Source organism: Pseudomonas sp. Sample_11 (assembly GCF_004307505.1).
GTDB classification, from domain to species: domain Bacteria; phylum Pseudomonadota; class Gammaproteobacteria; order Pseudomonadales; family Pseudomonadaceae; genus Aquipseudomonas; species Aquipseudomonas atacamensis.
Genome location: NZ_RCOD01000069.1, coordinates 3855 through 27770 on the forward strand (window position 1 = coordinate 3855; position 23916 = coordinate 27770).

Sequence of the window (23916 nt, forward strand, 5' to 3'; positions counted from 1 at the left end):
AGCCAGCTCCCACAGTGATTCGGGGTGGAATGAACATTGTTGGTCACCACAAAAAACCTGTGGGAGCGAGCCTGCTCGCGAAAGCGGTGTGTCAGTCAATGTGGAGGTGGCTGACCTGACGCCTTCGCGAGCAAGCTCGCTCCCACATGGAAATCCGGGGCTGACCGGGCTTTGTGATTCGGCACACAAGCCAGCTCCCACAGTGATTCGGGGTGGAATGAACATTGTTGGTCACCACAAAAACCTGTGGGAGCGAGCCTGCTCGCGAATGCGGTGTGTCAGTTAGTGTGGTTGTCGCTGACCAGACGCCATCGCGAGCAGGCTCGCTCTCACAAAGAAATCCGGGGCTGACCGGGCTTTGTGATTCGGCACATAGACCTGTGGGAGCACACCCCCTCTCACAATTTTGCTCTGGTCAGTCGTCTCCCGGCGCCAGCAGCAGATTGGGCGCCAGACGCTGATAGCCGTCCTGGGCCAGGCGCATGTCCAGCAGCAAACTGCCGAGATCTGCCGACAACGCCTCGGCTTCGGCATCGTTTTCCAGATAGAGCAATTTCAGGTAGCTGTTGCAGCTCGGGCAGACTTCGGCGCGCAGCGGGGCCTGTTCGGCGCTGTGGCGGTCGTCTTCCTCGCTGAGATATTCAAGGCCTTTGCTCTGCTCGCAATACACGCACTTGACCCGCACCACGTGCCATTCGCAGGCACACAGCGAACACACCAGATAACGCAAACCGTTGTGCTTGCCGCGATGGCGAATCACCCCGGCCATGGCCGGTGAACCACAGGCCGGGCATTGGCTGAGGCTGTCACCGGGTTTGAGTTGCAGCTGCGGCACGCTCAGCAGCCAGTAGCTCCAGGCGGTTTGCAGCGCCGCGCCGAGAAACGGCACCAGCGCCGCTGGGACTAGCGAGTATTGCCCACTGACCAGCGCCACCGCCCACGCGCGCAACTGGCCGGGACTGGCGGCGCGCAGCGCGTCCAGCGCGTCGATCACCGCAGGCTGATCCGCTGGCACATAGCCCTGCAGCAAAGCATCCAGCCACGGCTGCCAGGCATCCTCGCGCACCAAAGTGTCTGCGGCGAACGGCGGCAGACCGTGCTGCTGACAGGCTTCGAAACGCTGCGCATCAAACGGCGCGGTCAGCGGCGGATCGTCGAAGACCTGCTGCTGCGCCCGGCACAACCCGGCCATCAGGCGCAGATAATCCGCCAACCCATTGCCCTCGGCCAGACGCTCAAGCCGCTCTGCACGCAGGGCAAACAGGTCACGCGGCGGCAGATACAGAAACGGCGGCGAACTGGCCGCCGCCTCGATTTCCCCAGGTTCAAGAATGCTTGGCAAAAGTCAGCCCTTTTTCGTCAGCGGTCGCTCGGGCACGTCCCGAGGCTGTTCGTCGCGGGTCACCTCGCGGTACCACAGTTCATGGTGTTTCTTCGCCCACGGCCGGCTGACCCAGCCATGCAGCATGGCGTCGACCGAACCCTTGATCCACAAACCGGCGTAGATGTGCACGATGATGCTCAGCACCAGCACGAACCCGGCCAGCGCATGCAGCAGCATGGCCCAGCGGATCACGCTGATACCGAAATACGCGCTGAACCAGGCGCGCCAGATCACCAGCCCGGTGAACAGCAACGCGAGCATGCACAGCAGTAAAGTCCAGAACAGCAGTTTTTGCCCGGCGTTGTATTTACCCACCGGCGGCACGCTTTCCTCGTCGTTAACCATCACCCGGTTGATCCGCCGCAGCCACTGGCGGTCATTGGCAATGAAGAAGTTGGTGCGCCAGAAGCTGAACACCAGGCCGAGGAACAGCACGAACATGGCGATGCCCATGTACGGGTGCAGGATTCGCGTCCAAGTGCCGCCGCCAAACAGGTTACTCAGCCAGAACAGCGACGGATGAAACAACGCCAGCCCGGACAACCCGGCCATGAAAAACAGAATCGCCACCAGCCAGTGATTGGTGCGCTGGTTGGCGCTGTAACGCAGGATCGTCTTGTTGCTCATGGCCGCTCCTCCCCGCGTGGATCGAAGGTGTGCACCGCCGGGTCGACCACATGCACCGAGGTGTCGGGCGGCGTCGGATGCTCGTCCTCCTCGACGCGATTCGGGCCGATGCGCACGTAGTGGAAGAACCCGGCCAGCACCGCCGCGCCCATCGCCAGCAGGCCGAGGGGTTTGCTGATGCCTTTCCACAAACCCACCAGCGGACTGATCGCCGGGTGATCCGGCAACCCGGCGTAGATTTTTGGCGTGTCGGCGTGGTGCAGCACGTACATCACGTGGGTGCCGCCGACGCCTGCCGGGTCGTACAAACCAGCGTTTTCAAAGCCACGGTTCTTCAGGTCGACGATGCGTTCAGCGGCGTGTTCTTTCATGTCCTCCTTGGTGCCGAAGACGATCGCGCCGGTCGGGCAGGTTTTCACGCAGGCCGGCTCCAGCCCTACCGCGACCCGATCGGAACATAGGGTGCATTTGTAGGCCTTGTGATCCTTCTGCGAAATGCGCGGGATGTTGAACGGGCAACCGGTGATGCAATAGCCGCAACCGATGCAGTGATCCTGATCGAAATCGACGATGCCGTTGGCATGCTGAATGATCGCCCCGGGGCTTGGGCACGCGGCCAGACAACCGGGCTCGGCGCAATGCATGCAGCCGTCCTTGCGGATCAGCCATTCGAGGTTGCCGGCGTCGGTTTCGTGCTCGGTGAAGCGCATCAGCGTCCACGAATCCGCCGTCAGATCCTGCGGATTGTCGTAGGTGCCGTGGTTGTGGCCGACCTCGTCGCGCAGCTCGTTCCATTCCGAGCAGGCGACCTGGCAGGCTTTGCAGCCGATGCATTTGGTGGTGTCGATCAGCTTGGCAACGCCCTGCTGAGTCCTTACCGACGGCGGCGCAGTGGTGGTGGCCGAGCGGGCAATGATGTCTTGGCTGGCCATTTACAGTTTCTCCACGTTGACCAGGAATGACTTGGATTCCGGGGTCTGAGTGTTGCCATCGCCGAGGAACGGCACCAGGGTGTTGGTCAGGTAACCGTGACGCGTCAGGCCGGTGAAACCCCAGTGCAGCGGGATGCCGATCTGATGCACGACCTGGCCGTTGACCTGCAGCGGCCGGATCCGTTTGGTCACCACCGCCACCGCTTCGATAAAGCCGCGTTTGCAGCTGACCCGCACGCGATCACCGGCAGCAATGCCCTTCTCGTTCGCCAGCACTTCGCCGATTTCCACGAACTGCTCAGGCTGGGCAATCGCGTTCAACTTGCAGTGCTTGCTCCAGAAGTGGAAATGCTCGGTGAGCCGGTAACTGGTGCCGGCGTACGGGAAGTCCTTGGCCTCGCCGAGGGTTTCCCAGACCGAATCGAAGATCCGCGCCGCCGGGTTGCTGGTGGCCTTCTTGTTCTGCGGGTGCAGCGGGTTGATGCCGATCGGCGTTTCGAACGGCTCGTAGTGCTCAGGGAATGGCCCTTCGTTCATCTTGTCGACGGCGAAGAACCGCGCGACGCCTTCGGGGTTCATGATGAACGGGTTCATCCCGGCTTCCGGCGGCACGTCGGCCTTGTAGTCCGGCACGTCGGTGCCGGTCCAGGCCTTGCCGTTCCACCACACCAGCCGCTTTTTCGGATCCCACGGTTTGCCCGCCGGATCCGCCGAGGCGCGGTTGTAGAGAATCCGCCGATTGGCCGGCCATGCCCACGCCCAGCCTTGATGCTGGTGCATGCCGAATGGGTCGGCGTTATCGCGCCGGGCCATCTGGTTACCGGCCTCGGTCCAGCTGCCGGCGAAAATCCAGCAACCGGACGCGGTGCTGCCGTCATCCTTGAGCAAACCGAAGCCGGCCAGTTGCGTACCGGCCTTGACCGTGACGCCGCCGGCATCGGTGAAATCGCTGACGGCGGTGCCGTTGATTTCCCGCGCCAGTTCTTCGGGCGAAGGCTCGTCGGGGATCTTGTACGGCCACGACAGTTTCAGCAGCGGATCAGGAAACTTGCCGCCCTCGCTCTGATAACGCTGGCGCAGGCGCAGGAACAGTTCGCTCATGATGCGAATGTCGGTCTGCGCTTCGCCGGGGCCATCGGCGCCTTTCCAGTGCCATTGCAGCCAGCGGCTGCTGTTGACCAGCGAGCCGTCCTCTTCGGCAAAACAGGTGGTCGGCAGGCGAATGACTTCAGTCTGGATTTCAGCGGTTTTCACGTCGTTGTACGGCCCGACGTTCTGCCAGAACTCCGAGGTTTCCGTGGCCAGCGGGTCCATTACCACCAACCACTTGAGCTTGGCCAACGCGCCCATCACGCGATTCTTGTCCGGCAACGCGGCGATCGGATTGAAGCCCTGACAGAAGTAACCGTTAACCTTGCCCTGGCTCATCAGGTCGAACATTTTCAGCACGTCGTAATTGGGGATGTCGAGCTTCGGCAAATGGTCGAACAGCCAGTTGTTCTCGGCGGTGGCATTGGCGCCGTACCAGGATTTCATCAGGCTGACGTGGAATTTGCTGTAGTTCTGCCAATACGAAAGCTGCCCCGGTCTTAGCGGCACCTGCGTACGTTTGAAGATGAACTGACCGTAGTCCTGTTCGCTGTCGGTAGGCAGCGTGAGGTAGCCGGGCAAGGCGTTGGACAGCAGACCGAGGTCGGTCAGGCCCTGGATGTTCGAGTGCCCGCGCAGCGCATTGACGCCGCCGCCGGGCATGCCGACATTGCCCAGCAGCAGTTGCACCATCGCCGCGCTGCGGATGATCTGCGCGCCGATCGAGTGCTGCGTCCAGCCGAGGGCATAGAGAATCGTCATGGTCTTGCCCGGCGTCGAGCAGGTGGCGATCTCTTCCCAGATTTTCTGCATGGCGTCGACCGGCATGCCGCAGATCTGGCTGGCCAGGTCGATGTTGTAGCGGCTGTAATGCTGCTTCATCAGTTGATAGACGCAGCGCGGGTCTTGCAGGGTCGGGTCGACGCGGACGAAACCGTCCTCGGCGAATTCGTAACCCCAGCCGGACTTGTCGGTATAGCTGCGTTTTTCCGCGTCATAGCCGCTGAACAGGCCGTCTTCGAAGCCATAACCGGCTTTGACGATGAACGACACGTCGGTGTAATTGCGCACGTATTCGTGCTGGATCTTGTCCTCGGTCAGCAGGTAATTGATCAACCCGCCCATGAAGGCGATGTCGGTGCCGGTGCGGATCGGCGCGTAATAGTCGGCCACCGAAGCGGTCCGGGTAAAACGCGGATCGACCACGATCAGCCGCGCAGCGTTATGCGCCTTGGCCTCGGTCACCCATTTGAAGCCGCACGGATGCGCTTCTGCTGCGTTGCCACCCATTACCAGGATCAGATTCGCGTTGGCGATATCGGTCCAGGTGTTGGTCATGGCACCACGGCCGTACGTCGGGGCAAGACTTGCCACCGTCGGGCCGTGTCAGACACGCGCCTGGTTATCGAACCCCAGCAGACCGAGGCTGCGAATCACCTTCTGGGTGATGTAGCCGGCTTCGTTGGATGCCGCCGACGCCGCAAGGAAACCGGTGGTCAGCCAGCGATTCACCGTTTGCCCGTTGGCATTTTTCTCGATGAAGTTGGCGTCGCGGTCGGCCTTCATCAGGTCGGCTATGCGATCAAGGGCTTCGTCCCAGCCGATGCGCGTCCATTCATTGCTGCCGGGCTTGCGCACTTGCGGGTACTCCAAGCGGCCGGGGCTGTGAATGAAGTCGAGCAGGCCCGCGCCTTTCGGGCACAGCGTGCCGCGATTGACCGGGTGGTCGGAATCGCCTTCGATATGAATGATGTTTTGCGCCACGTTCTTGCCGGCATCGCCCTGGCTGTACATGATCAAACCGCAACCGACCGAGCAATACGGGCAGGTGTTGCGGGTTTCACGGGTGTGGGCGAGCTTGAAGTGACGCACCTGCTCGGCGAAGGCCGCCGTCGGGGCCATGCCCAACGCGCCCAGGCTTGAGCCTGCAAGGCCGATACCGGCGACCTTGAAGAACTGACGACGGCTGAGATCCATCGTGCACTCCTGATCAGGTGGAACCCGGTACTTGTGCCGGGCTTTATCTGGACAATCACGGTTGCGACGCCTTGGCGCCGACTTTTTCACTGTAGACAAAGACCTTGCCGATTGTGTGAAAACCGACCGTCGGGTGTTTCATCTGCAATCTCGAGGTATTGATCGTTCCCACGCTCTGCGTGGGAATGCCTCAAGGGACGCTCCGCGTTCCACTGGGACGCAGAGCGTCCCGGGCTGCATTCCCACGCGGAGCGTGGGAACGATCAGTCAGATCGCTATTGCGAGCAGGCTCACTCCTACAGGGAACGAGTTGCGCATAGAATGTCCGGCAGAATCAACTCCGCCTTGACGAGACCGCGCATGACTTTCGATTTTGATCAGCTGTTCGACCGCCACCACACTGGCAGCACCAAGTGGAGCCGCTACCCGGCCGATGTGTTGCCGATGTGGGTCGCTGACATGGATTTTGCCGCGCCGCCGGTCATCGTCGAAGCCTTGCAACAGCGCCTGCTGCACCCGCTGCTCGGTTACAGCGTGGCCCAGGACAACCTGCGTGAAGCGATCGTCGCCGACCTGTGGAACAAGTATTCATGGCAGGTCAAACCGCAGGAGCTGATCTTCCTGCCGGGTGTGGAATCCGGCTTCAACATGGCGCTCAAGGCGTTGGTCCAGGCGCAGCAGAATGTCGTCGTGCAAGTGCCGAACTACCCGCCGCTGCGTCATGCGCCGGCGCATTGGGGCCTGAACAAGGTCGAGCTGGAATTCAACGCCCAGGCCGATGGCACTTACGCCACGCCGCTGGACGCACTGCGCGAGTCGCTCAAAGGCGGCGGCGCCCTGCTGTTGAGCAACCCGCACAACCCGCTCGGCAAGGTCTTCGCCCGCGAAGAGTTGCAGGCAGTGGCGGACATCTGCGCAGCGCAGGACGCGTGGATCATCTCCGATGAAATTCACGCCGAACTGTGCTTCGACGGCCGCGTGCACATTCCCACCGCATCGCTGAGCCCCGAGATTTCCAAACGCACGATCACCCTGATGTCGGCGAGCAAGGCTTACAACATCGCCGGTCTGAAGACCTCGTTCATGATCATCCAGGACGCCGCCCTGCGCGAACGCGTCAACCACGCCCGCTGCGGCATGGTCGACAGCGTCAACCCGCTGGGCATGGAAGCCACCCGCGTCGCCTACAGCGAAGCCGCGCCGTGGCTCGCTGAATTGAAAATCTACCTGCAGGCCAACCGCGACTGGCTGGTAGACGCGGTGCGCACGCGCCTGCCGGGCGTGACCATCAATGTGCCGCAGGGCACGTATATGGCGTGGCTCGATTGCACCGCGCTCGACCTGCCGGATCCGCAGCGGTTCTTCCTCGAACAGGGCAAGGTCGGGCTCAGTGCCGGGCTCGATTTTGGTGACCGGCATCAGCAGTTTGTGCGGTTGAACTTCGGCTGCCCGAGGGCGTTGCTGGAAGAAGGGATTGCGCGGATGGAGCGGGCTTTGGCTAACCGCAATCTCTGATCCTGCCCCGAGATTCCCCTGTGTAAGTGATCCCCTGTGGGAGCGAGCCTGCTCGCGAAAGCGCAGTGTCAGTCGACATATTTATCGTCTGACAGACCGCTTTCGCGAGCAGGCTCGCTCCCACATTGGTTTTGCATCGCCAACCAAAATCCAGCGCAAATCCGATCGAACTCAAGGCAAACCCACCGGGTCAACCCGGAACACTGGCCTTGAAATCAGGAGACCCTGCGATGACTGACTATCCAAAACCACCCTTCCCGAAACAAGTCCAACCGGTGCCCGGCTCGCAACGCAAGATGGAGCCGTATCCAGACTGCGGCGAGCAGAGTTACGTCGGTTCCGGCCGTCTGGCCGGCAAGATTGCGCTGATCACTGGTGCCGACAGCGGCATCGGTCGCGCAGTGGCGATTGCCTTCGCCCGTGAAGGCGCCGACGTCGCCGTGGCTTACCTGAATGAACACGAAGACGCCAAGGAAACCGCACGCTGGGTCGAGCAGGCCGGGCGTCAGTGCATCCTGCTGCCGGGCGATATCGCCGAGAAAGCGCAGTGCCAAGCGCTGGTCGACAAAACTGTCGAGCGCTTTGGCCGCATCGACATTCTGGTTAACAACGCCGCGTTCCAGATGACCCACGAAAACTTTGAAGAAATCCCCGATGACGAATGGGTGATGACCTTCGACGTTAACATCACCGCCATGTTCAGGATCTGCCAGGCGGCTATCAAACACATGCGCCCCGGTTCGTCGATCATCAACACCAGTTCGGTCAACTCGGACATGCCCAAGCCGACCCTGCTGGCCTACGCCACCACCAAAGGCGCAATCGCCAACTTCACCGGTGGTCTGGCGCAGATGCTCGGGCCGAAGGAAATTCGCGTCAACAGCGTCGCCCCAGGCCCGATCTGGACGCCGTTGATCGTCTCGACCATGCCCGATGAAGAAGTGCAGAACTTCGGCGGCAGCACCCCGCTCGGCCGTCCCGGCCAACCGGTGGAAGTTGCACCGATTTACGTGCTGCTGGCCTCCGACGAAGCCAGCTATATCACCGGCCAGCGCTACGGCGTAACCGGCGGCAAACCGATGCTGTAACCGTGCAGCAGAAAAACTGAACCCGAGCGGCATGGCATCTCTCCATACCTGTAAGCGCCTACGGGCCAACAGGAACAGGAGGTTGTCATGTCCGCCCCCCTCGTCAGACTCTTCACCCAACCCAACTTCGCCTGGACCGATATCCGCCGCGAAGAAGAAACCCATCCCCGCCACTACCTCGCGCATCTGCTGCTGCTCGCGCTGATTCCGGCCGTGTGCCTGTTCATCGGCACCACCCAGGTCGGCTGGAGCCTCGCCGTGGGTGAAAACGTGCGCCTGAGCACGGCCAGCGCCTTGCAACTGAGCGTGTTGCTGTACGTGACGATCGTCGCGGGTGTCGCGATTATCGGCGGGTTTATCAGATGGATGTCGCGATCATTCGATGCGCGGCCAACGCTCAATCAATGCATCGGTTTTGCCGCCTACACGGTGACGCCGTTTTTCCTCGCCGGGATTGCCGGGCTGTACCCGAGCCGCTGGCTGGCGATTCTGGTGCTCGGCGCGGCGTCGATCTATTCGACGTTTCTGCTGTTCGTCGGCTTGCCGACCTTCATGCATGAGCGCAAAGAGCAAGGCCTGCTGTACTCGGCGTGCGTGTGGGGCGTTGGCCTGCTGGTGCTGGTGACCATGCTGGTGTCGATGATTCTGCTGTGGTTCAACGTGCTCATCCCCGAGTACCTGCGCACGACCGTGAGCTGAGCCGGTGAGCCTGTCCTTGGAAATTCGCTGCTGTGAGCCGTCATGAGTTTCGGCGTATGGGTCGCGGTGCTCGGCGCCGTGCTGCTGACGCTGGCCCTGACGTCGTCATGGTTGCGCTGGATGCCGGTCACCACCTCGGCGGTGTGCCTGCTGCTGGGCATCGCCATCGGCCCCAGCGGCCTCGACCTGCTGAAATTGCCGCTGGAAGAATCGTCGTTGTGGATGGAGCACCTGACGGAAGTCGCGGTGCTGTTTTCCTTGTTCGTCTGCGGTTTGAAATTGCGCCTGCCGCTGGGCAACAAGACCTGGCGCATCGCTTTTGGTCTGGCCGGGCCGGTGATGATTCTGACGATTATCGGCGTGTGCCTGCTGTTGCACTGGGGCCTGCAATTGCCATGGGGACCTTCCCTGCTGATCGGCGCGATTCTGGCGCCGACCGACCCGGTGCTCGCCGCGCTGGTGCAGGTCAATGATGCGCAGGACATCGACAGCGTGCGTTTCGGCCTCTCCGGAGAGGCCGGGCTCAACGATGGCGTGGCTTTCCCTTTCGTGATTCTCGGTCTGCTGTTGCTGCACGGTGACGGTAGCGCCGGCGAGTGGCAGCACTGGGTGGTTCGCAGCCTTTTGTGGGCGGTGCCGGCGGGTTTGCTCACCGGTTACTGGATGGGCCGTGGCATCGGCCGGATCGCCCTGCTGCTGCGCATTCACAACGAGGACAGCACCCTCGGCCCCAACGATTACCTGACCCTCGCGCTGATCGCGCTGTCCTACGTGGTCGCCGACGCCGTTGGCGGCTACGGCTTTCTCGCGGTCTTCGCTGCTGGCCTTGGGCTGCGTCAGGAGGAAGTCAAATCCACGGGCATCACCCAGGCACCTGCAGAGCATCTGGTGCAGCCGGTGGTCGGTCACCAGAACGTCGAACCGCAGAACGCCGTGCATGGCGATACCGAGCAACTGGAAGACAGCCAGGTTGCAGCGGGGATCATGATGGGCGACATGCTGGCGTTCGGCAGTCTGGTCGAGCGGGCGATGGAAGTATTTCTGGTAACCCTGCTTGGTGTTGTGCTGGTTGCCCACTGGGACTGGCGGGCCTTGTGGATCGGCGCGGTGCTGTTCTGCCTGATTCGTCCGCTGAGCGTGGCGCTGATGCCGTGGGGCAACCTGCTCAGCGGGCCGCAGCGTTTGTTGATCGGATGGTTTGGCATTCGCGGCATCGGCAGCCTGTTCTATCTGTTCTTCGCCTTGAACCATGGCCTGGATTCCGACGTGGCCAAGGTCTGCACCGACATCACTTTGTCGGTGGTGGCCCTGAGCATTCTGCTGCATGGCATCAGTACACAACCGATGCTGGCGCGCTATGAACGTCTGAAGCAACGAAAAAGCTGATTCGTCGGCCGCTGCGCTTGGCTGGAAATGATCGAAGATTTTTCTGCAAAAAAATGGATCGCCGGGCGCGACCCAACGGTCACAACTTTAACCGCGACAATCATCAGCGCGGCCCGGCAGGTTAGGTTCCCCTGCGGTGAACAGCCTATCAAACGGAACCCCGACACAAACAAGGTCACGGTCATGAACGAATGCTCGACTCCTGCGCAAATCAAGGCTTGCAGAGCACTGGCTCTGGAACGCAATCGTCAACTGTTCGAAGAAGCCCACGAACTGAACCGAGCGGCCAACGCGCTGCTGGAACAGACGCCGACCGACTTCGAGCGCTTTGAACAATACCGGGCACTGCGCAAGAAAGCCGATGCGAAATTTGAAGATGCGATTGATCATCTGTGTGTGCTGAATGAGGATTTCCCGCCGATCCCGGCGGCGGTGCAGAATGCTGTAACTGCGCGGCGTGAGCTGGAAACTGCGTAATAAAAGTCAAAAGCCCCTCACCCTAGCCCTCTCCCCGAGGGAGAGGGGACTGACCGGGGTGTTTTTTGTTATTCATCGACCTGAAAATCGAGTCGAATACAAGTTTTGAAAAGCCTGAAAATCTGCTCCCTTTCCCCCTCGCCCCCTTGGGGGCGGTCCGACGTTTCGGGAGGGCTGGGGTGAGGGGGTAAAATCTCATTAACACCACAACATCCAGCACCTGTCCCGACCAATCCACCTCAAGGATTGGTCACCTGAATAAACACCGCGTAAACCCCCAATATCACCCAGAACGTGGCAAAGATCCAAGGCGTGCGCACCGAGAACAGCAGCGACTTGCGATAGCCCTTGTGGCTCGATTCCATTTCGCTGAACAGTGGAGACTCGTCATACGCCGCGCCCATCACCGGCTCGCTGTGCAGCAACTGGCTCTGCTTGAAGTGCCAGTGATCAATGATGTCGTACGCCGCACGAATCCCCGGCCAGGCATTCAATGAACTGAGCACCCCGAGCAGCGCGAGAAACGGCGGCACGACGAGGGTGAACATCTTGCCCCACTCGGGATTGAGATTAGCCATGCACGAGGCGAAAGCGATCACCAGAAACGATTGCGCCGCGAGGTAGGCGTCGGTGCGGTTGGCGAGGATGCTGGTTTCGTACTGGATTTCCCGGCGATAGAAATCCAGGCGCTCCTTGGGTGAGCCAAACATCTTGGCGTCGTGTTCGGCCAAGGCTTCTTCAACAGCGCTTGGCTGGGTCAATATGCGTGACAAGAGACGTGCCCTCCGAAAGTGAACAAGACTTTTGGAAAGGCACGCGTCAGCACTAGTTCAGCCGGATCGACCAGCGCGTCATTTCATCGATTGGGCGATGATCTGCACCAGACTCGCTTGGGTGAACGGTTTCGGCAGACGCGGCAGTTGAGCGGCAAAACCCTCCAGGCGTTCGGCATATCCAGTGGCGAGAATGATCGGCAGATCCGGCTTGAGCATACGCAGGGCGTGAGCCAGTTGCGCGCCGCTCATTTTTGGCATGGCCATGTCGGTGATCACCAGATCGATCACTTCGCCCTGATCGAACAGCGCCAGCGCCTGGGCGCCGGAGGTCGCGCCGATAACGCGGTGGCCAAGATCTTCCAGCAGCAGACTGGTGCTGGTCAGCACCAGTGAATCATCATCGACCACCAGCACGCTGAGTCGCGGTACTGCGATCGGCGCTGCGTTGCTGTACGCCGGGCGACTGGCCGTACGCTCAAGCGCTACCGGAATCCACAGCTCGGCCGCCGTACCCTGGCCCTTCTCGCTTTTCAGAATAAAGCGCCCGCCCAACTGCTCGATGAAGCCGTGCACCATCGACAAGCCCAGCCCAGTGCCTTTGCCCAGGCCCTTGGTGGTGAAGAACGGGTCACGGGCGCAGGCCAGCGTGGCTTCGTCCATGCCTTCGCCGCTGTCGATCAGGCTCAGGCACACGTAACGCCCCGCCGCGAGGGTCGAATGAGTTTGTTCCAGCACCACTTCGGCTTGCGCCTGAATGACCACCGTGCCGCCGTCGGGCATGGCATCGCGGGCATTGGTGGCGAGATTGAGGATCGCCAGTTCCAGCTGATTGCTGTCGGCCAGCACTGGCTGCAGGTCGTCGGGAAAGCGTGTTTCGATGCGAATCCCCGGCCCGAGCGAACTGCGCAGCAGCCCGGTGATGCCTTGCACCAATTGCGGGATATCCACCGATTCGGTCTTGAGTTCCTGGCGCCGGGCGAAGGCCAGCATACGCTGGGTCAGCGACACACCGCGCAAGGCGCCTTGGGTGGCGTTTTCCAGCAGTCGAGCGATTTTCGGCGCGTCGCCGATGCGTTTCTGCACGATCTCGAGGTTGCCGAGAATCACCGTCAGCAGGTTGTTGAAGTCATGAGCGATACCGCCGCTGAGTTGGCCGATCGCCTGCATCTTCTGCGCCTGGAACAACGCCTCGCGGGTCTTTTCCAGGGCCTGCTGCGCTTCGTGGGCCTCGGTGACATCGCGGGTGATCTTGGCGAAGCCGAGCAACGCGCCGGTGTCGCCGCGAATCGCATCGACCACCACGTGGGCAAGAAAGCGCGTGCCGTCCTTGCGCATCCGCCAGCTGCGGTTCTCGAAGCGGCCTTCGCGGGTGGCAATCTCCAGCGAACGCTGCGGCTCGCCGAGTTCGCGGTCTTCGGGGGTGTAGAAAATCGAAAAATGCTGGCCGATGATTTCTTCCGGCAAATAGCCCTTGATGCGCTGCGCGCCCTGGTTCCAGTTGCTGACGCAGCCTTCGGGGCTGAGCATGTAGATCGCGTAGTCAGTGACGCCCTGCACCAGCAGGCGGAACTGCTGTTCGCTTTGCTTGAGGGTTTCCTCGGCCATTTTGCGGTCGGTGAGGTCGCGGGTGATCTTGGCGAACCCGAGCAGCTCGCCGTTGGGGTCGATGATCGGATCGATCACCACGTGCGACCAGAAGTGCGTGCCGTCCTTGCGCACGCGCCAGCCCTCGCCTTCGAAGCGACCTTCGCGAATCGCCGTGTCGAGCGCCCGTTGCGGCATGCCGTTGGCGCGGTCTTCCGGGGTATAGAAGCGCGAGAAGTGCTCGCCGATGATTTCCGCTTCTTCATAACCTTTGAAGCGTTTGGCGCCGGAGTTCCAACTGGTGATGGTACCGTCGGGGTCGATCATGTAGATCGCATAGTCGACAACCGCGTCGATCAACAGCCGGAAACGGCTGTCTTCGATCGCTGCGGTTCTGTTGTTTTCACTCATCACACTCACCAGCCACTGTCATGGGCTGAAGTATGCGTGAATCCGTCGATTTGAACAGCGCCGGTTCGCTTTTGATCGCCCACCAGCGCGGCAGCAGTTGCTGGATGCGGCTCTCGGCAAAGCGGTCGTCGATCAGCATGACCGTGCCGCGATCCTCACGGGTGCGAATCACCCGCCCGGCGGCTTGTACGACTTTTTGCATGCCCGGGTACAGATAGGTGTAATCGTAGCCGGCGCCAAAAATGGCGGCCATGCGCCGCTTCATCTGCTCGTTGACCGGGTTGAGCTGCGCCAGCCCCAGCGTCGCGATGAACGCACCGATCAACCGCGCACCGGGCAAATCGATGCCCTCGCCAAACGCGCCGCCCAACACCGCAAACCCCACACCCTGGCTGTCGGCGCTGAACTGGTCGAGAAACGCCTGCCGCGCGCCCTCGGCCATGCCCCGCGATTGCAGCCACTGAGTGATGCGCGGATGGCGCTCGGCCAATAAGGTCGCGACCTGTTGCAGGTAATCGAAACTGCTGAAGAACGCCAGATAATTGCCCGGGCGCTCGCTGAACTGACGGGCGATCAGCTCGACGATCGGCTCCAGCGAGGCCTGGCGATGGTTAAAACGCGTGGATATCTGGCTGACGATGTGCACCTGCAACTGCTCGGCGCTGAACGGCGATTCGACGTCGATGCACACCGTGTCGGCGGGCGTGCCGAGCAGGTCGGCGTAGTAGTTGCGCGGGCTCAGCGTGGCCGAGAACAGCACACTGCTGCGCGCCGCTGTCAGGCGCGGACCGATGAACGCCGCCGGCACCACGTTGCGCAGGCACAGTTGCGACAGTGGACGCTTGCGGTCGAGGTCGCGTTTGCTGATATCGAACAGGTAATGCTCGTCGTACAGCTCGGCGACCCGGGCGAATTGCAGCAAGTCGAAATAGAAGTTCTGCAGACCGCTGTCGAGGCCTTGCGGATGTTCGTTGAGGTAATCGCCAATGGCCGCGCAACACAGCGAAATGGCGTGCAGGAGCTTGTCCGGCGCCTTGTCGTAGGCCTGATAGGCCGCCAGTTGCGGCGCATGCAGCGCGTTCCATTCGCGGTTGACCCGTTGCAGGGAATTTTTCAACGCGGCGGGGGCGGTTTTACGCACAGTGCCTAGGGTGAACTGGTCGAGACTGGCGCTGTACATCTGCCGGCCGCGCTCGACCAGGTTGTGCGCCTCGTCGGCGAGCACCGCGACTTTCCACTGATTGAGCTGGGCCAGACCGAACAACAGCGCGCTGAAGTCGAAGTAATAGTTGTAGTCGGCAACCACCACATCCGCCCAACGGGCCATTTCCTGACTCAGGTAATACGGGCATACGCTGTGCTGCGCGGCAACTTCACGCATTGCCGCCTGATCCAGCAGATTGATATGGCTGGCAGATTCGCGGGCAGCCGGCAGGCGATCATAAAAACCCTGGGCCAACGGACAGGATTCACCGTGGCAGGCCTTGTCCGGGTGTTCGCAGGCCTTGTCGCGAGCAACCATTTCCATCACCCGCAGCGGCAAGTCCGGCGTCTGCCTGAACAACACGTGGCTGGCATCCAGCGCCAGTTTGCGCCCCGGGGTCTTGGCGGTGAGAAAGAACACCTTGTCCAGTTGCTGCGGCGCCAGGGCCTTGAGCATCGGGAACAGCGTGCCAAGGGTTTTGCCGATGCCGGTCGGCGCCTGGGCCATGAGGCAGCGGCCGGTGCTGACGGCTTTGAACACTGATTCGGCCAGATGCCGTTGGCCGGGACGAAAATCCGCGTGCGGGAACGGCAGTTGTTGCGCGGCCAGATTGCGCGCTTCGCGATGGGCCATTTCCTGCTCGGCCCATTGCAGGAACAAAGCGCACTGCTGCGCGAAAAACCCCTGAAGCGACTCGGCGCTGTGGGATTCAACCAGGCAGGTTTCCTTTTCGCTGACGACGTCGAAATACACCAGCGCCAGATTGATCTGCTGCAATTGCAGTTTCTGGCACATCAACCAGCCGTAGATTTTCGCCTGCGCCCAGTGCAACTGACGGTGATTGGCCGGTTGCCTGCTCAGGTCGCCGCGATAGGTTTTGACTTCTTCCAGGCAGTTTTGCGCCGGATCGTAGCCATCCGCCCTGCCCTTGACCTTCAGCTCGCCGAATTCGCCTTGCAGTGCGACTTCGCTCTGGTACTGCTCGCTGCGTCGCGAGGCCACGGTGCGATGGCCGACGATGCCTTCCAGCGCCGTCGGTGACGGGGTGAAGCGCAGGTCGAGGTCGCCGGTCTTGGCGGTAAACTCGCACAGTGCACGCACGGCAACGCTGTAACTCAAGCGCTCTGCTCCGCCCATTGCACGTAACACACGGCCACCGGCATCTGGTGCTCGTGGCAGAACTCCAGCCAGCGCAGTTGATTGTCCTGCAAGCGGTCGCCGGGGCCTTTGACTTCGATCATCCGGTAGGTCTTGTGCTGCGGCCAGAACTGGATCAGGTCCGGCATGCCGGCGCGGTTGGCCTTGATGTCGAGCAGCAATCGGTTGAACCAGTGTTTCAGATGCTCAGCGGGCAGACAGGCCAGCGCCTGCTCCAGCAAGGCTTCATTGAGCGCGCCCCAGAACACGAACGGCGACTGGATACCCCACTTGTCGACGAAGCGCTGGCGGATGGTCTCGACGTAGCGGCCGTCGTCGAGTTCGCCCAGGCAGGCCTGGAACAGCTCGGCGCGGCGCTCGAGGAAATCTTCGCTGAGCAGATCCACCGGGCCGCGCTGGAACGGGTGAAAGAACGCACCCGGCAACGGCGCGAAGATCGCCGGCCAGCACAACAGTCCGAACAGTGAATTGATCAGGCTGTTCTCGACGTAATGAACCGGGCCGTCATCGGCGTGCAAGTGCGCTTGTACGTGAAATTCCACCGACCGCGCCGGATCGATGCGCGGCAAGTGCAAGTCGAGGCGCTCGACCGCTCTGGCCTTGGCACGCTTGAGCGGCGGGCCACCAAGTTTGCGCCGCAGGCGCGGGACGATGCGTTGCAAGCCTTGCTGCTCGGCCGCGCTTTGCGGTGCCTGTTCGGCCAGCGTGCCGAGTTCCAACGCCAGCGCGTATTCGCCGCAACGCTCGAGCACACGGATCATGCGCAGTCGTGCGCCCGGGTAGGCGCAGTCGCGGTAAACACTCAGGGCCAGGGCAAAGTCGCCGATGCGCTCGGCGTACTGGCCGATCTGGAACAACGCCTTGGCTTGTCGGCGGCGCAGCCACGGGTTGTCGAATTGCACGGCGTTGATCTGTTCGACGATCTCATCCAGCGGTTCACCGGCCTCGAAACGCAACTGGCATTGATGCAGGAACAGGCAGGCATCGACGTCTTCGCGGCTGCGCAGGCCTCGGGAGTCGGCGCAGAACTCGACTTTTTCGTAGGTGAAGATGCCCAGGTCGGCCAGCACGAACTCCGACCAGTCCTGATACAGATTGCCGAAGAACATCAGGCGCAAGCGATCGCACAGGTCCATCAGGGTCAGGCTGAACAGCCGCTCAGCCAGTTGCGGCGCCCAGACACGCAGGGTCTGCGCCTCGCTGAACTGTTCGGCCAGCACCGGCAGCCACTCGTCCTTGCGCCCTTTCGGCTGTTCTATAAAGGTGCCGAACGCTTGCAAGAGCTCGGCCTTGAGCAAGACATCGAACAGTTCTGCCAGTGTCAAATCCGCGTGTTCATCGAGCCAGCCGTGTTCGAGCAACGGCCGCGCCGCCTCGGCAATGTCGCCGATTTCCAGATAGTTGAGTTTGCTCGCGCGAAAGTGAATGCCCTTGCGCATGACCATGCGCACCAGCAATCCCTGCGAGGCTTGCGGCAGCGTGTTGAAGTCGCGGATGAAGCCGTGCTCGCTTGTGCTCATCACATCGGCATAACGAAGTCCAAGCCAATCAAGCACTTGCCGGAAGTTGTTGAGGTAATAGAACGGATCGTCGAGAGGGTTGGAGGTCACGGGAATTCAAAGCCACGGCAAGCGAACACTGGTTATGCGTACAGATAACAGCTCAGCCCCGCCCGGCGCAAACGGAAAAAGATCAATGGCATTTTTTCGTGCCGCCATCGAACTTTTCCGCCGCTGCTGGCACCAACCGCGTTACAGGGCCGACAATGCCCGCAATCACATTCAAGCAAGGAGTCAGAGGTGGGTATGAAAATCAAGATGCTGGGCATTCCTGTAGCGGTCGCCGCCCTGTTGGCGCTGGGCGGCTGTTCGACCCAGACCGTGGTGACGCTGCAGAACGGCACCCAGTACCTGACCGAGGACATGCCAAAGACCGAGACCGAGGACGGTTTCTATGAGTTCGAGGATATTTCCGGCGCCAAGGTCAAGGTTCGCGCCGATGAAGTCGCGACCGTGCGCAAGGAAGACTGACTTGGCCTGAATGATCGTTCCCATGCGCAGCAAAGGAATGCCTCCACGGACGCTCCGCGTTCGGCTCTCGAGTGGGACGCAGAGCGTCCCGGGCTGCATTCCCACGCGGAGCGTGGGAACGATCACATGTCGTTCACAGCGTGGATGTACGACTCGGACTATGTGGGAGCTGGCTTGCCAGCGATGGCGCCATTACTGGCGCCGCGTAACCATCAGGCAATCACGATCCCGTCGCTGTTGAGGCTGCCAAGCGCCACCCCTACCAAGGTCACCGAATCCCCACCAAACGTCAGCACAGTATCCTGCCCGACCGCCGATGCATGGGCTCGCAAATCATCCCCCGGCGACACGCCCTGCACGCCAAGAAACACCAGTTTGTCATCGGCCGTGTAGCCAACCACACGATCCTGGCCAAACGCGCCGTTGAACAGAAACGTATCCGCCCCGCCGCCCGATTCCAGCAGGTCATTGCCAGCACCACCGACAAACACGTCATTGCCCGCGCCGCCAAGCAAATGATCATTGCCCTCCAGCCCGAACAGCCAGTCACCGCCGGCATGCGCCTTGAGCGTGTCAGCACTGGCCGTGCCTTTTACGCTCGATTCATAAGCGGTGAGGTTACTGCCGACTTTCAGCCCCATGTCCGTGACGTTGTGCAACACGTCGTCCTTGAACACGCCCCAGAGAAAACCCGGCTCTTTGCTGACGATGCTGCCAATGTCACGGGTGATGCTGATCCCGCCGTCGGCATCGCGGATGTACAGATTGCCAGCGCCGTCGTTGGCGAAATCAAAGTTCTTCACCGTCTGCTGCAAGTCGAGGGTGTTGCTGCCCTGCCCGCCCAGAATGACGTTGTAGCCGCCGTTGTCTCGGAAGCTGTCATTGCCGGCGCGCCCCTCCAGATAGTCATTGCCGCTGCCGCCCTGGATCAGGTCGTTGCCGTCACTGCCAATAATAAACGTGCTGCCTTTGTGGGTTTCGGCGTTGCGGTTGAGGTCCTGCACCCAAGTGTTGGCCCGCGCCGGGTCCGACAGGTTGGCGACGATGATTGTCGAGTCGCGGCTGGTCAGGTCGTAGAACTTCGATTCCAGCACGCGGGTCATGCCGTCGCCGTAACCGCTGGGCAGGTGCGAAATCCACGTCGGAATGTTCAGGATCGAATACGGCAGCAAGTTCCAGGCGTTCGAGGCGTAGTGATCGTTGAAGCTGACGATATTGTCGGTGGTCGAGGCATGCGGCGCGTCGTGCACACCCACTGAAGCGCTGCTGAAAGTCGAGCCGTCGAGGGCGCGAAACACCGGGTCGTTTTCGTAGCCGATATTCAGCACCTTGTCGGTGCTGCTCTGAGTCGGCGAGGCGTAGGCGATGTAGTTGGAGTCGGCGAAGAAACCGCCCCACTTGCCAGCGCTCAATTCAGCCATGCTGTTCACCGCCAGACCGCCCAGACTATGACCGCTAACCAGCACGTCCTTGCCGCTGAGGCCGTTGGCCCGGGCGAATGCGACGACATCGTTGAGCAGATTGCCGAAAGCTTCGCCGACGTAGTTTTTTGCGTAATCGGCCGGGCCGAACGCCGCGAGCAGATCGTTGATCACATCGCCAATCGAATCACCAATGAGGATTTCGCGCGGACCGCTGGTGCCGCGAAAGGCGATACCCAGTTCGGTGAGATGCCCCTGGGCGTCGTATTTGCCGAGGATTTCCACCTGCGCGCTGGTGTAGCCGGCCTTCTCGCCGAAAAATGTCCCGCGTGCGTCGATCTTGCCGTCGTAGCCCAATTGCGCGGCGCTGATCGGCGTCCAGCCGGCCTTTTGCACGGCCTCCAGGGCGAGTTTTTCCGAATCGGGATTCCACGGAATACCGGGGATCACTCCTTGCGAATCGGTGCCGCCAATCAGCGCGGTAACCAGCGTCGCCGGCAGACCGAGGCCGAAGCCGTTGTGCTGGTAACCGGCGGCGAAGCCGTTATCGAGGTTGTGATAGGAATACAGCGTGATCGCCATGGCATCGCTGAACAGCGCCGCGGAATCTGCTGTGCCGAAGTTCTTGTAGTCGTATACACCCATTGCCATTGCCTCTCTTGTTGTTGGAATTGTCAGAGATAGCTCACAGCCAGAGCGCGGGGCTCCGGAGCATTCATTACATCGTGCACAGCCTCTGTAGGAACTGCCGGAGGCTGCGATCTTGTGGGACGCAGAGCGTCCCCGGCTGCATTCCCACGCAGAGCGTGGGAACGATCATGTGTACGCCGTACCTGTGGGAGCGATCAGGCTCGCTCCCACATTTGGATCTTCTGCACATTTGGATTTTTGTACTCGAACAATCCCATGTGCAGCGCTCCTTTTGTAAAAAAACCGGCAGCCCATGAAGTGCTGCCGGTTAAGCCTCAGAACTGCCAGTCGAGGGTCAGACCGACGCCGTGATCTTTCTCGTTCGAGCCGATCAGGCCGTTGTAGTCGAGGTTGACCCGCACGTCGCGATTGAGCGCCAGCCCGGCACGCACGCCGACCACGGCAGCGTCACGATCCATCGAAACGCTCTGCACGGTGAAGGCGCTGTTGCCGTTGGCGAAGGCCAGATGGCTGTCGGCATCGACGCTGCTCAGGTTGTGCTGCCAGCCGAGGCTGGCGCCGAGTTCCAGCTGATGCTTGTCCGACACAGCGAAGCTGCGCTTGGCGCGCACGCCGAGGGTCGACAGCACCACGTCGCGGTTGTCTTCACCACCCTTCAGCGCCGCAGCGTCACCCTTCTCGGTGAAGCTGTCGGTGTTGAGGTGCACGTAGGACAGATTGGCGAACGGCTCCAGGTTCATCGGTTGCAGGCCCAGATCGTATGCGGCCTCGGTGAACAGTTGCGCGGTGGTCGCGTCACGTTTGGTTTTCTGTTTGCCGCTGACGTCGCCGAACTGCAGATCACGTTTGACGTCGATGCGATGCCAGCTGTAGGCGCCGCCGACGGTCAGGCGCAACGCGTCGATTTCATGGCCCAGATACGCACCCAAGTGGTAGCTGTCGACCGAGGCCGACGAATGCGTGCCGCTGCCCATGCTCAACGAGCTGTCGCTGTAACCGGTGACGAAACCGAGACGGGTATCTTCAGCGATCAGCCCGTCGACGCCAGCCAGCAGCCCGCCGATGGAGCTATTGGAATCGGCATTGTCGTGCCCACCATCGCTTTCACCCCACGATCCCAGCACCTTGACCCAGACGTTGCTGCGCTCATCAGTCGGCGCATCGGCATTGAACAGATCACGCTCACGCAGGCGCTCGCCGACGGCTTCGCGCAGGTAGCGGCTGTCGTTGATCAGCAGCGTGCCGATGGCCGGGTGAATCTCGCCGGACAACTGTTGAAAGGCCTGCTGCGCCGACGCCGCGTTGGGCGACAGCAACAGGGTTTCGAACAGCGCATTGCCCGCACCCAAACTTTCGGCAGCCGCACCGACGGCGCGCTGGTTCGGCGTCAGACCGACGCTGGCGAACGATGCCTCATTGCGCCCCACCGCCAGCTGAATGCCGCCCGCCGAGTAATCCAGAGTGCCGCCAAGGAAGGCGTAATTCGGCAAGACCTGCCCGAAGCGCCCTTCAATGCCGCCCGCCGCTTGCAGAATGTTGTAGCGGGTGCCGAGCAGGCTTTGCGCTTCGCCGGTGCTGAGCAAGGTCGGGCTGTTTTCCAGCGACAGGCTCACCGTGGCGCCGTCGATGACGGCTTTGCCGCCTGCGACGATCTGATCGCTGCTGGTTGGCGACAGCTCTACGGCGTAGGTTGAGCCCGGCGCGAAGGTCACGTCCCCCGCCACATTCAGGGTGCCAATGGAATTGCCCGGTGCCACCGTACCGCCGCTGTTCACCGCCAGCGCGCCGATGCGGCCATTGCCGCCGAGGATGCCGCCGTTGTTGACGGTGACCGCCGATTGCAGCGAACCGTTGATGGCCAGACGGCCCTGGTTGACCAGGGTCGGGCCGCTGTAAGTGTTGTTGCCGGTCAGCACCAGAGTGCCGATGCCTTGCTTGGTCAGACCGCCGTGGCCGCCGATGTCGTTGCGCCAGGTGTCGAGGCCGCACGTGATGTCGCTGCACACCCGCTCGGTCGGTTTGCCTTGATCGATGATCGCGCCGATGCCCGGCAGATCGGCGACAAACTGGCCGGAGCCGTAAGCGCCCTGCACGCGGAATTCCTCGGGAATGTCCTGCTCGGTGACGAACATCGCCGGGCCATCGATGGCCTTGCGCAGGTTGATCATGCCCCAGCCGTACAAGGCGTCGATGCCCGGTGCGCCGAGGTCGGTGGCGGTGGTGCGCAACACGCTGGCGACCTGATCGCCGGACATATACGGGAAGCGTTCCATCAACACCGCGATGGAACCGGCCACGTGTGGCGCGGCCATCGAGGTGCCGTTGTAGTTTTTGTAGCCGGTGGTCAAGTTGTCGGCGTTGGTGCCTTCGATGATCGAGCTGTAGATCTTGGTGCCCGGCGCCGAGACGCAGTAACTGGCGGTGTAGCCGCAACGCGAGGAGAACGTGCTGATCACATACGGATTGGCGCTGGCGGTATCCGGGTTCTGCTGCAACGCGGCGACGGTGATCCAGTTCGGCGCGATGTCCGGAACGAAATAACCGAGGCCGGCAATGGCGCCCGGATTGTTCAGGTTGTAGTCGTTGCCGGCGGCGAAAATGGTGACGATGCCGCTGCGTGCGGCGGCAATCGCGCCGTCGTAAGCGCCGCCGGGTTTGGTGCCGAGCAAGGTGCGGATTTCGTTGAACTGCAACTGCGCGTCGTTGACGGTGAAGTGCGGATACGCCGGATCGCGGCCGCCGAGGTCGAAGCGGTCGGTGATGCCGATGCCCCAGCTGTTATTGATGATCCGCGCTCCGCTGGCGATCAGCGCATCCCAACCGGCCTTGTACACCGCGCCGTCGTTGCCGCGCACGATGCCATCTTCCGGGCCTGGGTCGCCGTTGTCGGCGCTGATGATTTGCGCACCGAACGCGACGCCGTGCATCACCCCGCCGTCGCGACTGCCCGCCGCGATACCGCCGACGTGGGTGCCATGGGCGCCAAGCTTGCCGTCGGAGCCGACCGAGGGCGAACCGTCATAGCGAAACGCGTCGCCGGCTTTCACCGGGATATACGGGTCGGTGTATTCGCGGATACCGCTGGTGACCAGGGTGACGACTTTGTTACTGCCAGAGAACTCCGGATGCGCGGCGTAGACCGGCTGATCGAAGATGCCCAGTTTCACGCCTTTGCCGGTGTAGCCGGCGGCGTAGGCGTAATCCGCGCCGATCGCGCCCAGGCCCCAGTCGGCCTTGAATTCATTGCTGCGCCAGCTCGACGGATCGCCGCTGCGGCCGCTCTCAACGTAAGGCGCTGCCTGTGCCATCGCACTGGCACAGAGCATGGCGACTGTCAGGGTTTTCAGGGCAAAGCGGCCACCCGATTGCGCGGGGGTATTGTTGTTATCCATCCACGACCTTCCTTAGTGATGTTGCGAAAAATTCGCTTGCCTTGATCGTTCCCACGCTCCGCGTGGGAATGCCTCTAGGGACGCTCCGCGTTCCAATGGGACGCAGAGCGTCCCG

The 23916-nt window shown here is 61.6% G+C and carries 16 protein-coding genes; 6 read left to right on the top strand and 10 right to left on the bottom strand.

Translation table 11 applies throughout. From position 1 onward, the window contains the following. Window positions 1–415: 415 nt before the first annotated feature. From fdhE to fdnG, 4 genes are read right to left on the bottom strand one after another with little or no spacing between them, the layout of a single operon-like run. Window positions 416–1342: a formate dehydrogenase accessory protein FdhE gene (gene fdhE, locus D8U60_RS19270; protein ID WP_130900688.1), complete on the bottom strand. Its 927-nt coding sequence runs from the start codon at window positions 1340–1342 to the stop codon at window positions 416–418. Between the two features lie 3 nt (window positions 1343–1345). Beyond that, window positions 1346–2011 carry a formate dehydrogenase subunit gamma gene (locus D8U60_RS19275; RefSeq protein WP_110645358.1) on the bottom strand — a complete coding sequence of 222 codons (666 nt, stop codon included), beginning with the start codon at window positions 2009–2011 and terminating at the stop codon, window positions 1346–1348. Continuing rightward, window positions 2008–2943: a formate dehydrogenase subunit beta gene (fdxH, locus tag D8U60_RS19280; protein WP_130900689.1), complete on the bottom strand. Its 936-nt coding sequence runs from the start codon at window positions 2941–2943 to the stop codon at window positions 2008–2010. Before fdxH ends, D8U60_RS19275 begins: the two co-directional genes overlap by 4 nt. Then, the gene (gene fdnG / locus D8U60_RS19285; RefSeq protein WP_153188790.1) at window positions 2944–6009 is read right to left on the bottom strand and encodes a formate dehydrogenase-N subunit alpha; all 3066 of its coding nucleotides are present in this window, start codon (window positions 6007–6009) and stop codon (window positions 2944–2946) included. Window positions 6010–6369: 360 nt separating this feature from the next. On the opposite strand from fdnG, the gene D8U60_RS19295 reads away from it, so the two are divergent. The 5 genes from D8U60_RS19295 to D8U60_RS19315 all read left to right on the top strand — a co-directional run bounded on the left by D8U60_RS19295 (window position 6370) and on the right by D8U60_RS19315 (window position 11174). Next, window positions 6370–7524, top strand: coding sequence for a PatB family C-S lyase (locus D8U60_RS19295; protein ID WP_130900692.1), 1155 nt, complete (start codon window positions 6370–6372; stop codon window positions 7522–7524). A 230-nt stretch (window positions 7525–7754) separates the two neighbouring features. Beyond that, on the top strand, window positions 7755–8612 hold the full coding sequence (locus D8U60_RS19300; protein WP_130900693.1) for a glucose 1-dehydrogenase: 858 nt from the start codon (window positions 7755–7757) through the stop codon (window positions 8610–8612). 87 nt (window positions 8613–8699) lie between these two features. Further along, complete coding sequence (locus D8U60_RS19305; protein WP_016774823.1) at window positions 8700–9311, top strand: Yip1 family protein; 612 nt, start codon at window positions 8700–8702, stop codon at window positions 9309–9311. 42 nt (window positions 9312–9353) lie between these two features. Beyond that, window positions 9354–10697: a cation:proton antiporter gene (locus D8U60_RS19310; protein ID WP_130900694.1), complete on the top strand. Its 1344-nt coding sequence runs from the start codon at window positions 9354–9356 to the stop codon at window positions 10695–10697. Between the two features lie 27 nt (window positions 10698–10724). Continuing rightward, window positions 10725–11174 carry a hypothetical protein gene (locus D8U60_RS19315; RefSeq protein ID WP_241663555.1) on the top strand — a complete coding sequence of 150 codons (450 nt, stop codon included), beginning with the start codon at window positions 10725–10727 and terminating at the stop codon, window positions 11172–11174. A 239-nt stretch (window positions 11175–11413) separates the two neighbouring features. Here the strand turns inward: D8U60_RS19315 and D8U60_RS19320 are convergent, their stop codons facing one another. The 4 genes from D8U60_RS19320 to D8U60_RS19335 all read right to left on the bottom strand — a co-directional run bounded on the left by D8U60_RS19320 (window position 11414) and on the right by D8U60_RS19335 (window position 17917). After that, complete coding sequence (locus tag D8U60_RS19320) at window positions 11414–11947, bottom strand: hypothetical protein (protein ID WP_122706314.1); 534 nt, start codon at window positions 11945–11947, stop codon at window positions 11414–11416. A 78-nt stretch (window positions 11948–12025) separates the two neighbouring features. Further along, entirely contained in the window at window positions 12026–13945 is a 1920-nt protein-coding gene (locus tag D8U60_RS19325; protein WP_122611317.1) for a PAS domain-containing sensor histidine kinase, read from the bottom strand. Continuing rightward, window positions 13938–16268 carry an ATP-dependent DNA helicase gene (locus tag D8U60_RS19330; protein ID WP_130900695.1) on the bottom strand — a complete coding sequence of 777 codons (2331 nt, stop codon included), beginning with the start codon at window positions 16266–16268 and terminating at the stop codon, window positions 13938–13940. Before D8U60_RS19330 ends, D8U60_RS19325 begins: the two co-directional genes overlap by 8 nt. Then, window positions 16265–17917, bottom strand: a complete 1653-nt coding sequence (locus D8U60_RS19335; protein ID WP_130900696.1) for a VRR-NUC domain-containing protein — start codon at window positions 17915–17917, stop codon at window positions 16265–16267. The genes D8U60_RS19330 and D8U60_RS19335 overlap by 4 nt, the downstream gene beginning before the upstream one ends. A 195-nt stretch (window positions 17918–18112) precedes the next feature. Between D8U60_RS19335 and D8U60_RS19340 the strand changes: the two genes are divergently transcribed. Beyond that, window positions 18113–18337, top strand: coding sequence for a YgdI/YgdR family lipoprotein (locus tag D8U60_RS19340; RefSeq protein ID WP_016774830.1), 225 nt, complete (start codon window positions 18113–18115; stop codon window positions 18335–18337). A 212-nt stretch (window positions 18338–18549) separates the two neighbouring features. Here D8U60_RS19340 and D8U60_RS19345 read toward each other — a convergent pair whose 3' ends face one another. Both D8U60_RS19345 and D8U60_RS19350 read right to left on the bottom strand, forming a co-directional pair. Beyond that, the gene (locus tag D8U60_RS19345; protein WP_130900699.1) at window positions 18550–20403 is read right to left on the bottom strand and encodes a polyurethanase; all 1854 of its coding nucleotides are present in this window, start codon (window positions 20401–20403) and stop codon (window positions 18550–18552) included. 320 nt (window positions 20404–20723) lie between these two features. Then, on the bottom strand, window positions 20724–23801 hold the full coding sequence (locus tag D8U60_RS19350) for an autotransporter serine protease (RefSeq protein WP_130900697.1): 3078 nt from the start codon (window positions 23799–23801) through the stop codon (window positions 20724–20726). Window positions 23802–23916 lie beyond the last annotated feature (115 nt).

Excerpts from the sequence above, each read along its gene's own strand:
- D8U60_RS19275 (WP_110645358.1), bottom strand. The coding sequence starts at position 2,011 with ATGAGCAACAAGACGATCCTGCGTTACAGCGCCAACCAGCGCACCAAT.
- fdxH (WP_130900689.1), bottom strand. The coding sequence starts at position 2,943 with ATGGCCAGCCAAGACATCATTGCCCGCTCGGCCACCACCACTGCGCCG.
- D8U60_RS19295 (WP_130900692.1), top strand. The coding sequence starts at position 6,370 with ATGACTTTCGATTTTGATCAGCTGTTCGACCGCCACCACACTGGCAGC.
- D8U60_RS19300 (WP_130900693.1), top strand. The coding sequence starts at position 7,755 with ATGACTGACTATCCAAAACCACCCTTCCCGAAACAAGTCCAACCGGTG.
- D8U60_RS19305 (WP_016774823.1), top strand. The coding sequence starts at position 8,700 with ATGTCCGCCCCCCTCGTCAGACTCTTCACCCAACCCAACTTCGCCTGG.
- D8U60_RS19310 (WP_130900694.1), top strand. The coding sequence starts at position 9,354 with ATGAGTTTCGGCGTATGGGTCGCGGTGCTCGGCGCCGTGCTGCTGACG.
- D8U60_RS19315 (WP_241663555.1), top strand. The coding sequence starts at position 10,725 with ATGATCGAAGATTTTTCTGCAAAAAAATGGATCGCCGGGCGCGACCCA.
- D8U60_RS19325 (WP_122611317.1), bottom strand. The coding sequence starts at position 13,945 with ATGAGTGAAAACAACAGAACCGCAGCGATCGAAGACAGCCGTTTCCGG.
- D8U60_RS19340 (WP_016774830.1), top strand. The coding sequence starts at position 18,113 with ATGAAAATCAAGATGCTGGGCATTCCTGTAGCGGTCGCCGCCCTGTTG.
- D8U60_RS19345 (WP_130900699.1), bottom strand. The coding sequence starts at position 20,403 with ATGGGTGTATACGACTACAAGAACTTCGGCACAGCAGATTCCGCGGCG.
- D8U60_RS19350 (WP_130900697.1), bottom strand. The coding sequence starts at position 23,801 with ATGGATAACAACAATACCCCCGCGCAATCGGGTGGCCGCTTTGCCCTG.